This is a genomic window from Erythrobacter sp. KY5, from assembly GCF_003264115.1.
Taxonomy (GTDB): domain Bacteria; phylum Pseudomonadota; class Alphaproteobacteria; order Sphingomonadales; family Sphingomonadaceae; genus Erythrobacter.
The window spans coordinates 895,628-908,342 of record NZ_CP021912.1; the positions used below are offsets into that span (position 1 = coordinate 895,628).

Consider the following 12,715-nt stretch of genomic DNA (forward strand, 5'->3'; position numbering starts at 1 on the left):
ACGCGCACTGCAGAGCAGCGATGAGAAACAAAAGGGCTGACGAATAATGCGCGAACTGATGGACAAGATTCTGGTGAACGTGACGGTACTGCTTGCCGCGTTTGCAATCGCTCCGATGGCTCATGCTCAGTCTTTTCTGGACGCCCAATTCGATCCGGACATTCCCACTCTTACCCAGACCGTCGGGCACACGCCGGGAGATCGCATCACTTCGCCAGCGGAGGCGGATCGTTATCTGCGCGCGCTTGCCGAAGCTGCCCCGGATCGCGTCAGGATGGTCCAATACGCAACCAGCTGGGAGGGGCGTCCGCTACACTATCTGATCATCACCTCGCGTGAGAATATGGCCCGCATCGATTCCATTCAGTCGGATCTTGCGACTATAGCTGCAGGCCGCCCCGGCAACGGCGATGCGCTTCCCGTGACCTGGCTCACCTATGGCGTACACGGAAACGAGATATCATCGACCGATGCAGCGCTCATGACCGCCTATCACTTGCTCGCAGCACAAAGCGATGCACGCGTCGACGCAATCCTTTCAAAAACAATTGTCGCCATTGACGCGATGCAGAACCCAGATGGACGCGCGCGTTTCGTGAACCACTTTCGCGGCGCGACGGGAATCGTTCCGGCTGGTGACCGACAGGCGGCAGAACACGACGAGACGTGGCCCAGCGGGCGGGTCAACCACTACATGTTCGACCTTAACCGCGATTGGTTCACTCTCAGCCAGCCAGAGACGCGCGGCAAGGTAGCGGCGATCCGCGCCTGGAACCCGGTGGTGGTCGTCGACCTGCACGAAATGAGCGGAGATTCGACCTACTTCTTTTCGCCAGCAGCCGAACCGATCAATCCGAACATCACAGACGCTCAGCGTCGTGCGTATGCGATTATCGGCCGCAACAATGCGTCCTACTTCGATGCGATGGGCGAGCCTTATTACACGCGCGAAATCTTCGATCTCTTCTACCCCGGATATGGCGACACATGGAACAGCCATCAGGGCGCCATCGGGAGCACTTACGAACAGGCATCGTCTCGCGGCCTCCTGTGGGAGCGCCCGGATGGAAGCGAGCTCACTTATGGCCACACTGTCCGTAATCACTTCATCGCAAGCATCTCCACGGCAGAAGCGGTGGCGCAAAATGCGGACCGGTTCCTCAATGAATTCGCGGCCTACCGCACTGCCAATGCGGCTGGCAGCGCAGGCCAGGGTTCCTACATCATCGACCTCGCGTCACGGCGATGGAATGCCGAAAGCCTTGGGCGAAGGCTCGCCGCGCAAGGCATCACGGTTCTGAGGCAATCAGGCTCGACCACTGCGTGCGGTCGATCCTACCCGCAAGGTTATCTGGCTGTGCCGCAGGCGCAGCCTGCAGCGCGCCTCGTCCGCAGCCTCTTGGACCGCGATACAGAACTCCCACCGCAATTCATTACCGAACAGGAGCGCCGGCGGTCAGAAGACCTGCCGCACGAGCTTTACGATGTCACAGCCTGGTCAGTCGGATTGATGTCCGGCGTTGAGGTGAACCTGTGCGGTAATAGGGTGTCTGGCGATCCGCTTGCTGGTGACACGCCCATCGCGCCGCTCTCGCAAGGTGCGGGCAATTTCGCAATCGCGGTTCCATGGACGGATAGCGGCCAGGCGCGGCTCGTGACCCTCGCATTGCGCGAGGGTCTCAAAGCCCGCACCACCGACGAAGCTTTCACTCAGAACGGACGCACCTATCCGCGCGGTACGGTGATCTTTCCGACCGGACCCAACACGGCAGAACAAATGGCCCGGCTGACGAACCTCGCGGGTGAGATTGGCGCACATACCGTTTCGCTGGAAAGCAGCTGGGTCGACGATGGTCCCAATCTCGGCAGCGAAGCTTTCGTCGATCTCACCTTGCCCAAGGTCGCCATGGCTTGGGATGAGGGTATCTCGCAATTGAGCGCTGGCGCGATGCGTTATGTGCTCGAACAGCGGCTTGGGCTACCGGTCGTTCCTATTCGCACAAATCGCTTCGGACGAGCCGATCTTTCGGACTACGATGTCGTTCTGATCCCCGATGGTTCGCCAGCGAGCGACCTTGGTGATCGCGGGCTGTCAACTTTGCGGGAATTTGTGGAGCGAGGCGGCGTTCTGGTTGCAGTCGGGGGCAGCATCGGCAGCATTTCAGGGAGTGACAATCCCCTGCTCGCAGTGAAGCGCGAGGCTGCTCTTGGCCTGTCAGCCGAAGGCAAGAAGGGCACAGAAGGGGCGCTCGCCAAGGCTCTGGAGTTCGACAGCGAGCAGGAGTACCGCGAAGCCATCGCCGATCAGCAGGCCCTGCCCGACACACTGCCGGGTGCTTTGCTCAACACGGTTGCTGACCAGGAAAACTTCCTCTCGGCCGGCTATGATGAAGGTGCCGTGGTCCTCGCCAGTGGTTCGCAGATTTTCACTCCGCTCGACCGCTCGCAAGGGTCCAACGTTCTGCGCTTTGCGGCGTCGGAAGACCTGATCGCAAGCGGCTATGTCTGGGACGAAAATCGTCGTCAGCTGGCCTTTAAGCCTTACCTCCTTGCACAGTCTACCGGACGCGGAATGACGATCGGATTTGCGCATGATCCATCGACCCGCGCTTATCTGGACGGGCTCGACCTGCTTATCGCAAACGCGGTGCTCATTGCGCCTTCGCGCGCACGCTGAGGCAGCTTTTGCACGCCGATTGGGGCTGTCGCTCGTCGACAGGGGATAGCCGTTGGCAGACAGCGGTCGGCGAGGGCGCTTTACACAGGTAACACACCTCCCTACCTTCCTGCCCAACGGAGGGATCATTACATGCTTGAACTGCAGAACGTCAGCCACGTCTATTCCAACGGCGTGCGCGCCCTTGATGACGTGTCTTTGACTATTCCCAAGGGCATGTTCGGTCTCCTCGGGCCCAATGGCGCAGGCAAATCCACCCTGATGCGCACCGTCTCGACGCTGCAAACCCCAACTTCGGGCAAGATCACCTTTGACGGTATCGACATTCTTGCAGAGCCGGAATCGCTGAGGAAGCGGCTGGGCTATCTGCCGCAGGATTTCGGCGTCTATCCGCGTGTCTCAGCATATGACATGCTCGACCACATGGCTGTCCTGAAAGGCATTTCCTCACGCAGTGCTCGCAAGGAAACGGTCGAAACGCTTCTTGCACAAGTGAACCTCTGGGATGTGCGCAAGAAAGCCATCGCTGGCTTTTCGGGGGGTATGCGTCAGCGCTTCGGCATTGCGCAGGCCCTGATCGGCAATCCCGACCTGATCATTGTCGATGAACCTACGGCAGGTCTTGATCCAGAAGAGCGCAACCGTTTCCTGAACTTGCTGGCTGAAATCGGGGAAAATGTGGTCGTGATCCTGTCGACGCATATCGTGGAAGACGTAGCTGACCTGTGTCCGTCAATGGCGGTGCTGGTGAACGGCCAGATCAAGCTCGAAGGCGCGCCCAAGGACCTGATCGACAAGGCGCGAGGCACGATCTGGGCGAAGACTATCGAACGCAGCGAACTCGATGCCTATCGCAACATGTACGAGGTGATCTCGACCCGCTTGTTCGCTGGTCGCACCATTATTCACATACTGTGCGATCACGATCCGGGTGACGGCTTTGCGTCGGTCGATGGTGGTCTTGAAGACGTCTATTTCTCCACCCTTGCCTCTTCTCGGCGAAATCAAGCTGCCGAAACAGTAGCCGCTTGAGCGCGCAGGAGGGGAGAGACAAAATGTTCGCATCAATCGCGCTTTTTGAGCTGCGTTACCAACTGCGCAACCCTGTGTTCTGGGTCGCGCTGATCATCTTCTTTCTGCTGACCTTTGGCGCGACAGCGTCGGAAAACATCCAGATTGGCAGCGGTGGCAATGTGAATGTGAACAGTCCGTTCGCGATCCTGCAAACGCAGCTGGTGCTGACGCTGTTCTACATGTTCGTCACCACCGCATTCGTCGCGAACGTTGTGGTGCGTGACGATGAATGCGGGTTCGGGCCAATGGTCCGGTCTACGCAGGTTACGCGCTTCGCTTACCTGATCGGTCGTTTCACGGGCGCTGCGCTTGCCGCTTTGCTCGCCTTTACGGTTGTGCCTTTTGCAGTGTTCTTCGGCTCCCTGATGCCATGGATCGACCCTGAGACGATCGGCCCCAACAGGTTCGCCGATTATGCCGTCAGCTACGCCCTTTTTGCAGCGCCCACCGTTCTTTTGTTGAGCGCGATATTCTTCGCCGTCGCCACGATCACGCGTTCGATGATCTATTCATACGTCGCCGTGGTTGCGTTTCTCGTAGCTTACGTGAGCTTCAACGTCGTCGTTGGAGGAGAGCCCGAGTACCGCGATTTCGCAGCGCTGGTCGACCCGCTCGGCTTTAGCGCGGTCGCGAACGAAACCCGATACTGGACGGCGGCAGAACTCAATACAGAGTTGCCTGAATTCACCGGGGCGGTTTTGATCAATCGCGTCATGGTTATCGTGGCTGCTGCGCTGGCGCTGGTCGTAGCATTCTGGCGCTTCAGTTTTGCCGAGAAGGGCATCTCTGCCCGCAAGGCCAATCGGATGGAGAAGAAGGCACAGAAGCTTGCCCGTACGCAGCCGATTACGGTCGATACCCTTCCCGCGACCGAACCTGAAAAGGCCGGACTTGCGCGTTTGATCAAGACGACGAAGTTCGAGATGGGTCAGGTGTTACGCAGTCCCGCCTTCGCGGTTCTGATGCTTATCGGCCTCTTCAACTCAGTAACAGCGCTGGCCTTCGGCAACGAGATTTACGGGACGCCGCCCGTACCAGCGACATTTTCTCTCATACCAATCCTTGCCGGCACATTCGGGATCATCCCTGTCATCATCGCGATCTATTACGGGGGTGAGCTTGTCTGGCGTGACCGCGATCGCAAATTTCACGAGGTGATCGACAGCACTTCGCTTCCCGGCTGGGCTTACATGATACCCAAGACCATTGCGGTCACATTCGTCCTGCTCTCGACTTTGCTCATCTCAGTCGCCGCTGCCATGGTGATCCAGGCAATTCGGGGTTACTTCAATTTCGAGATCGACAAGTACCTCATGTGGTACATTCTGCCTGGTACCATCGATATGGTGCTCATCGCGATCCTGTCGGTCTTCGTTCAGGCATTGAGCCCCAACAAGTTTGTCGGGTGGGGCATCATGGTGCTCTATCTGGTTGGCTCGATCACGCTTGGCAATCTGGGCTATGATCACCCGCTGATCCTGTACGGCACCACTGGCTTTAGCCCGGTCTCTGACATGAACGGTGATGCCGTCGCCGGCGCTCTAGGGTGGTGGCTGCGCCTTTATTGGGGCGGTGTAGCGCTGTTGCTCGCTGTGCTGGCTCACCTTCTCTGGAGACGCGGGACTGAAACGAAGCTTGCCCCGCGCATGAAGCAATTGCCGCGGCGATTTGCCTCGGGCGCTGGGGCGCTTGGCGTTGCCGGCATTCTTGTCTCAGTCGGGACCGGCGCGTTCCTTTTCAACCAGATGAATGTGCAGAACACCTACCGCAATCAGGACGCACAAGAGGCGCTGCTTGCAGAATACGAGAAGAAGTACCTTCAGTACCAGACGCTCGCCGCACCTTCGCTCACCGACGTTACCCTGGATGTCGAAATCTTTCCCGAGGAACGCCGACTTGAGGTCAGTGGAAGTTACGCCATCGTCAATGACACCGGTGCCCCGGTCGAAATGCTGCATGTCCGCTTGATCGACCCCGATACCAAGCTTCTCGAGGTCGAAATTCCCGGTGCGACGCTGGTCGAGAAAGATGAACTCTACCAGCACCGGATCTATCGTTTCGATGAGCCGATGCCGGTGGATGCTACAGGCACGCTGACCTTCAAGAGCCGCCGAGCACACGATGCACTCACGACGACCGGCTACGGAACGCGGCTTGTCGAGAACGGCACGTTCCTAAACAACATTGAGTTCGCGCCCCAGCTCGGAATGGACCGCAGTGGCTTGCTACAGGATCGTGCCACCCGCCGCCGCTATGGTCTGGAGCCCGAGCTTCGGCCCGCAAAACTCGGCGATGAAGCTGCTCTCGATCGCAATTATGCCGGCAATGTCGACTGGGTGAAATCTGATATCACGATCACGACCAGTGCTGACCAGGTGCCGATCGCGCCGGGTTCGCGGGTGTCCGACGTTACTGAGGGCGATCGGCGCACTGCCCGGTTCCGGTCCACCAATCCCATACTGGGCCTCTTCTCGATCCAGTCAGCCGACTACGAAATCGCGACGCGAGAAGCGGATGGGGTTGAGCTTCAGGTCTATTATGATGCTCAGCACCCCTACAATGTTGAGCGAATGCTAGACGCGATGGACCGTTCGCTCGCCTATTACCGGGCGAACTTTGGGCCTTATCAGTTCGATCATGCACGCATTATCGAGTTTCCCGGCTATGCGACTTTTGCGCAGGCATTCGCTGGCACCATGCCTTATTCTGAGAGTATAGGCTTCCTCGCCAATCTCGGCGATCCGGGCGAAATCGACTACGTCACGTATATCACGGCGCACGAAGTTGCTCACCAGTATTGGGCCCACCAGCTGATCAGTGCCGATATGCAGGGCAGCACAGTCATGGTCGAAACACTCGCGCAATATTCGGCGCTGATGGTGATGAAAGAGCTTTACGGCCAAGATCAGATGCGCCGCTTCCTGAAGTTCGAGCTCGACAACTACCTCAGCGCGCGCGGATCAGAGGCAATCGAGGAGCTGCCCCTCGAAAAGGTCGAAAACCAGGGCTACATCCATTACCGCAAAGGTTCGGTGGTGATGTACCTGCTGCAGGATCGCTTGGGCGAGGCTCGAGTGAACGAGATGCTCTCTGGCCTGCTCGACCGCTATCGCTTCAAGGCGCAGCCTTATGCATCCTCTACCGATCTTGTCGATGGCTTTTATTCCCTGGCACGCACCCAGGAAGAACGCGATCTCGTCCGCGACCTACTGCAAAGAATTACCGTGTATGACTTGAAAGCTGAAAATGCAGTTGTCCGCGAGCTCGACGATGGACGGTATGAAACCACGCTGACCGTCGCAGCTGCCAAGCTTTATGCCGATGGCGAGGGCACCGAGACCGAGGCCGATCTCAAAGATCAGATCGAAATCGGGCTTTTTACCGAAAGGCCTGGCGGGGGTGAGTTTGCCGCTGAAAACGTGATTCTGCTCGAACGTCGCCCCGTGGAGTCGGGCGAGCAGGAGATCACGGTCGTGACGGACCGCCGCCCGGCCTTCGTCGGGATCGACCCTTATAACAAATACGTCGATCGCAATTCGGACGACAACCTGATCGCGCCAAGCTGAACCAAGCGCTGGCCGGCTCCATCAGGTCACTCGGGTAGGAGGCCCTTGCCTTCGAAGCGCGCGACTGCGTGCCTGACGACCTTGTCGAGGGCTTCCTCCGAAAAGAAGCCGCCCGGGATCAGGCAGCGCTCAATCAGAACGCGGCGAAAGGCATCGAACGTTGCTCGGTCAGGAGGCGTTGCTTCGGTCCAGAACCGGTCCAAACCGTTCTGGAAGGTAATGTCGGGAATATCATAGATCGCCTGGCCGAGTGCGATGACCGGAACATCCATGTCGAGCGCGAGCGTGCCGCTCGTGCTGTTGATGACGACAACACCCTTCGCCCGCTCTGCCACGGGCACAATGTCGCCGAAGCTCATATAGTCAACACGGTCGGCAATCCCCAGAAGGGTAGCCATCGACCAAACCTCTTGGCGCCAATCGACAACACCATTGTCAAGCGGGTGCTCCTTGACCAGCAGCCGCGTGCCTTCTGGCGCATTCTGTGCAAACGACCGCAGCACCATCATTACCGCGTCGGTCATGCTAGCAAAAGGAGAGTGCAGCCTGATCTGCGCGTCCGATGCCAACTGAAGCGGGAAGAGAAAGTACGGCGTGTCAGAGCCGAGCAGACGCTCCACCACCGCCGCTGAACGCTGCCGTCGCCCTTTGCCTCGCGCCAGTTTTCGAACCCAACCGATGCCTTCGATGAGCGGATGCCACGGACGGTGGTTCGACCAGTGCGGATAATGCCAGCGGGTCAGAACATCAGCGAAATTGTAAACGAGCCCTTCGAGCGCTCGACGTCGGAAGGATGACGGAACCTGCTTGTGTTCGGGGACTGCCGGGAGGCTCGCTGCCGTCTTGCGGTACCATTCAGGATCGCGTGGAAGTCGCGAATGGCCATTTACCCCGTCCAGTTCAAGCGTGACCCAATCGGGCCGTACATAGCCTTCTTCGAAGACATGAACCGGGACATTGAGCTCGCGGCAGACCTTGGTGGCTGCCATGTGATGGCTCCGACAATCACCGAAAAGCACCACGTCCGTGATTTCGCGCTCTTGAATGATCCGGCGAAGAGCCTGAGGCCAATTTTCCATCGATTCGCGGTAATCGATGCCGCCAGGAAGCCTCCAGAACAGGCGATCTCCCCCATTGAAATTGACCTTGTAGACCTTGTGCCCTGAGCGGATCAGTTCCTGTCCTAGGCGCCGGAACAAAGGGCCCATCAGGCCTTGCAACAACAGAACCGTGCGAGGATTTTCGGGGGACGGGACCACAGCGCGGCCAAGCTCCGATGGCGCGGCGCCGTTGGCAAGAGCGCGCTTTGCGTTGTCCTGCTTCGCCTCGAAATCCTCTATATTGTGAGAAAACACTGAAACTTACCCCTGGATCGCGCCACTTGCTGCGCTGCTCTTAAAGCGAAGCAAAACAATACTCGCAATGAACGAGCGCGGCTTCTATCGCGAATTGCCCTAGCGCGCGATGCAACCGACTTGAGTTTTTTTTGCGCAGTTGATGAATTGAATTGTCCATGTCCGACCTCATGCCCGCGCTCATTGCGACCTTGATCGGTTCTGTGTTGATTGATGGATTCGCAAATCCGCGCGCACCATACTTTGCGCGGCGGCTGATAGCGAATTGGTTGATTGCTTCTACCACTCTCGTGCCGTTTGGAGTTTTTCTTGCGGTGAGCGGAGACCCGATCTTCGCCTCAATCTTCTCTCTGGCGCTGCATCTGCTGGCCGTATTGGCGTCAAACGCCAAGAACCGAATGCTAGGCGAACCTCTGCTGTTCACAGATCTCGCCCTGATTGGCGCGATGTTTCGGCACCCGCAATTCTACTTCACAGTGCTGACCAAGGGTCAGAAAGCGGCGGGGCTTATCGCTCTCGCAGTCCTTGCAATCGTGCTGGCATTGCTCGTCCGGCCCGATATCCAGATGGCTGCCTATGGCTCGATGATAGCGGGCGCAGGCCTTGTTTTCACGGACTTGGGTTTGAGAATTGGAGGGCTGCGAAAGATCGCGCAGACGCCTGATATAGATCGCGATTCTGTCTCTCTTGGACTGGTTCCGACAATACTTTTCTACTGGTTGCGATGGCGCAAGGACAACCGCGCCCCCGCGATTGAGAACCCCGGTACAGCTGACAACAGTACATCGAAATCCGATGCCGAAGAGTTGGATTTGGTCGTTATAGTCCAATGCGAATCCTATGCCGATCCGGTCGAATTGTTCGGGGACGACAAATGGGGGCTTCGGTGGCTTGACGCTTCGCGCAGGGATGCGGCGCAATGGGGTAACCTCCAAGTAAGCGGCTTCGGAGCCTACACCATGCGAACAGAGTATGGTGTGATCTTTGGCCGCGACGAGGCGGATCTCGGCTTTCGGTTGTTCGATCCCTATCTGACCGCGCTTGACGACGTTTCTCTTGCGTTGCCCAACAAACTGAGGGGCGAGCGGTGGCACAGCATGTTCGTGCATCCGCACGATATGCGTTTCTACAATCGGGATCAGATCCTGCCGGCTGCCGGTTTTGACGATCTGGTGGGTGAGGAAAGTTTCGATGCTCCCACGCAAGACCAGGGTCGCTATGTTACTGATGCATCCGTTGCCGACAAAATAGTAAAGCTGGCTCAAGAAACAGGCGCTGCCAGCCTGATCTATTCGGTCACGATCGAGAACCATGGACCATGGGCGCCCCATGGAGATGCACGTGCCGAGCACATGGTCGAGAATTACGTGAAACTCGTGAGGGCGGGGGACAATATGCTTGGGCAGTTGCGCAAGGACATCGCTGCTCTTCAGAAGCGAGCCTTGCTGGTGTTCTTCGGAGATCACAGACCAAGCATTCCGGGGGCGAGCGTTCCCGGAGGTGATCGTCATACGCCCTATGTCATTTTGCGTTTCGATCGTGATGGCCGGATCATGCCGATCAGCAATCAGCGGAAAGATTTGACGCCTGCTCAATTGCACGAGGCAATCGTAGCATTCGTCCGCGGCGAGGTCGCGAGCGACGGCAGAGAGAACTAGGGTCGGGACTCAATTAGCCCACCAGATGATGGCGGCGACGATGAGTATTGCAGAGAGGAAGATGTCTGCGCGCTTGTCGTAGCGGGTGTGGATGCGTCGGAAGTCTTTCAGGCGGCAGAAGAAGCGTTCGATCCCGTTGCGCTGCTTGTAGGCGAGAGCGTCGTATGTGTGCGGGTGTTTGCGGGTCGGGTTGGGCGGGATGACTGGTTCGCAGCCGTGCTCGGCAAGCCAGTCGCGCAGGGACCGCGCGTCATAGGCGCGATCGGCCAGCAGGCGGCGGGGCGCACCGGTGATGGCCAGCAGATCGCGCGCGCCTGTCAGATCATGCGTGTTGCCGGGGGTCAGGACCAGAGCGAGGGGCCGTCCCCGCTCATCGGTCAGGGCGTGAACCTTGGTGGTACGACCGCCGCGCGAGCGCCCGATACAGTGATGGAAGGCCCCCCTTTTGCGCCCGCTGCCGAGCGATGCGCCTTGATGTGCATCGAGTCCACCGAGGCGGTGACCCCGCCGATCACCCCGCTCGATCCGGTCAGAGCATAGAAGATGTCTTGCCACACGCCCTGTCGGCTCCACCGGTTGAAGCGGTTGTAGACCGTCGTGTAGGGACCATACTCAGAAGGGCAATCGCGCCACCGGGCACCCGTCTTGAGCATGTGCATGATCCCCGAGATCACGCGCCGATCATCAACCCGCCGTGCACCGCGCCGACCACGGGGCAGCAAAGGCTCAATCGCCGCCCACGACTGATCGTCCAACCAGTAAAGATGCTTGCTCATCCAAGGCTCCTTCCAACAGCCTTGAATCACCAATCACTCAACAGCACCAGTCCTTATTGAGTACGGACCCTAGGGCGTCAGCTTGGCAAGAACCCGATCACGCACGGTTGATGGCAGGAAACCATCAATAATCTTCAGAGCTGCAAATGGCCACGGCGTAATGTAGTGCGCCTTGCCTTGCATGGCGGCCCTCGCAATTCGAGCGGCCGCTTCACTGACGGGCAATTCAAAGGGACGATTGGCCGAGTTCGCCCGCCCTGAAGCAGTGTCGATGAATCCGGGCGCTGCCAACGTTACGCTTACCCCGTGAGGCTGCACCGCTATGCGAAGCGCGTCTGCAAACCTCGCAAGGCCCGCTTTCGAACTCGAATACGCAGCGGCGAAAGGCAGCGAATGGTGCGCTGCGGCTGATCCGATCAGGACGATGCGGCCGCCGCCACGCTCCGCCATTCGTTGCGCTAGCGCTGACGCCATGGCCGCTGGCGCGGCGAAGTTGAGTTGAATTACGCGGAGGATCTGCTCTGGATTTTCGACAATGTCGCCCATCCCGCGAGTGTCACCGATCCCTGCGACCAGATAGGCATCGGTAAAACTGGCGGCGTCGTCGTGTTCGAGCATCAGGCGAATTGCGGCTGCTGTTTCCAGCAAATCGAAGGAAGTCGTGCTCGCTATTCCACCCGCGTTCTCGACTGCGCACCTTGCCGCATGAAGGCGTTCTTTCGAGCGCCCCCAAAGGTTAATCGTCGCACCGCTGCGCGCGTGATGGATCGCCAATGCGCGCCCTAATTCGCCTGACCCTCCGGTAAGGAAAATCGACTGTTTGCCGGGTCTGGATTTCGATTCGTCACGCATGAGCAACACCGCAGCTAATCCCGTGGTTGTTTGCTCGGCTCTAGCGCATATCTCGCTTGACAATGAAAGGTGTTTTCTGTCGGGTCAATGCACATGAAGGGTCCGACTTCTAACGAACAACGCTTGGTTCTTTTCGAGAACCAATGGCTTGAGAAACTCACGGTAATCTCCGTGAGGTGGTTCGTTGTGACCTGGGCAATGGTGATCCCGGTTATGATCTTCGCGGGTTGGGGGAGTGCATCTTTTCCGGCAGCGATTGCCTTGGCGGGCGCGGGTTGGTTCGCGTGGAGCCTGTTTGAGTATTTCGCGCATCGCAAGCTGTTCCATTGGGAGCCTAAATGGCTCTGGTTGCAGCAGATGGTGTTCGTAATTCACGGCAACCACCACGCTCAGCCGCGCGATGCATTGCGCAACCTGATGCCCCCTGTCGTGAGTGTTCCGGTCGGTGCGCTCGTCTGGTCGATGTTTTGGCTTGCGTTTGGCGATCCTGGAACGTGGATCGCGATTGGCTTTGTGGGTGGATATGTTGCATACGACCTTACCCATTATGCCTGTCATCATTGGCCGATGAGCGGCCCTTTGGGTAAGCGTTTGAAACGGCATCACATGCAGCACCACTTTGTGGCTGCGCACAAGAACTACGGCGTGAGCACCATCTTTTGGGACCGGGTGTTCAACACCCGCGTCGAGACAAAAGCGAAAGCGCACGATCCGGAGCGTCCCGGCGAAGAAGCTCTGGAACCGGCCGAATAGGTCC

Annotated in this window: 8 protein-coding genes; 5 read left to right on the top strand and 3 right to left on the bottom strand. The window is 58.3% G+C overall.

Going from position 1 to position 12,715, the window contains the following annotated elements; genetic code table 11:
- Nucleotides 1-46: 46 nt before the first annotated feature.
- The 3 genes from CD351_RS04370 (at nucleotide 47) to CD351_RS04380 (ending at nucleotide 7,317) form a co-directional block, all read left to right on the top strand.
- Nucleotides 47-2,677 carry a M14 family metallopeptidase gene (locus CD351_RS04370; RefSeq protein WP_234027217.1) on the top strand — a complete coding sequence of 877 codons (2,631 nt, stop codon included), beginning with the start codon at nucleotides 47-49 and terminating at the stop codon, nucleotides 2,675-2,677.
- Between the two features lie 132 nt (nucleotides 2,678-2,809).
- A complete protein-coding gene (locus tag CD351_RS04375) occupies nucleotides 2,810-3,709 on the top strand; it encodes an ABC transporter ATP-binding protein (protein WP_111991485.1) in 900 nt (299 codons plus the stop codon).
- A 23-nt stretch (nucleotides 3,710-3,732) separates the two neighbouring features.
- Nucleotides 3,733-7,317 (top strand): M1 family aminopeptidase, encoded by a 3,585-nt coding sequence (locus tag CD351_RS04380; RefSeq protein WP_111991486.1) that lies wholly within the window; start codon nucleotides 3,733-3,735, stop codon nucleotides 7,315-7,317.
- Nucleotides 7,318-7,343: 26 nt separating this feature from the next.
- On the opposite strand, the gene CD351_RS04385 is transcribed toward CD351_RS04380, so the two are convergent.
- Nucleotides 7,344-8,672 (bottom strand): capsule biosynthesis protein, encoded by a 1,329-nt coding sequence (locus CD351_RS04385; RefSeq protein ID WP_111991487.1) that lies wholly within the window; start codon nucleotides 8,670-8,672, stop codon nucleotides 7,344-7,346.
- Between the two features lie 269 nt (nucleotides 8,673-8,941).
- Between CD351_RS04385 and CD351_RS04390 the strand changes: the two genes are divergently transcribed.
- Complete coding sequence (locus tag CD351_RS04390; RefSeq protein WP_162627601.1) at nucleotides 8,942-10,330, top strand: LTA synthase family protein; 1,389 nt, start codon at nucleotides 8,942-8,944, stop codon at nucleotides 10,328-10,330.
- Between the two features lie 9 nt (nucleotides 10,331-10,339).
- Here CD351_RS04390 and CD351_RS04395 read toward each other — a convergent pair.
- Together CD351_RS04395 and CD351_RS04400 are read right to left on the bottom strand one after the other, a co-directional pair.
- Nucleotides 10,340-11,106 (bottom strand): IS5 family transposase gene (locus tag CD351_RS04395; RefSeq protein ID WP_369880616.1). Its coding sequence is split into 2 segments (ribosomal slippage): nucleotides 10,340-10,771 and nucleotides 10,774-11,106, totalling 765 coding nucleotides; the frame shifts between segments, so codons are not numbered across the junction.
- 69 nt (nucleotides 11,107-11,175) lie between these two features.
- The gene (locus CD351_RS04400) at nucleotides 11,176-11,958 is read right to left on the bottom strand and encodes an SDR family oxidoreductase (RefSeq protein ID WP_111991489.1); all 783 of its coding nucleotides are present in this window, start codon (nucleotides 11,956-11,958) and stop codon (nucleotides 11,176-11,178) included.
- A gap of 171 nt (nucleotides 11,959-12,129) precedes the next feature.
- Here CD351_RS04400 and CD351_RS04405 point away from each other — a divergent pair, with 171 nt between their 5' ends.
- Nucleotides 12,130-12,711, top strand: coding sequence for a sterol desaturase family protein (locus tag CD351_RS04405; protein WP_234027219.1), 582 nt, complete (start codon nucleotides 12,130-12,132; stop codon nucleotides 12,709-12,711).
- The last annotated feature ends 4 nt before the right edge of the window (nucleotides 12,712-12,715 follow it).

Bases quoted from the DNA above. Each gene is read 5' to 3' on its own strand.
- CD351_RS04380 (WP_111991486.1), top strand. From the start codon at position 3,733: ATGTTCGCATCAATCGCGCTTTTTGAGCTGCGTTACCAACTGCGCAAC.
- CD351_RS04370 (WP_234027217.1), top strand. From the start codon at position 47: ATGCGCGAACTGATGGACAAGATTCTGGTGAACGTGACGGTACTGCTT.
- CD351_RS04400 (WP_111991489.1), bottom strand. From the start codon at position 11,958: ATGCGTGACGAATCGAAATCCAGACCCGGCAAACAGTCGATTTTCCTT.
- CD351_RS04375 (WP_111991485.1), top strand. From the start codon at position 2,810: ATGCTTGAACTGCAGAACGTCAGCCACGTCTATTCCAACGGCGTGCGC.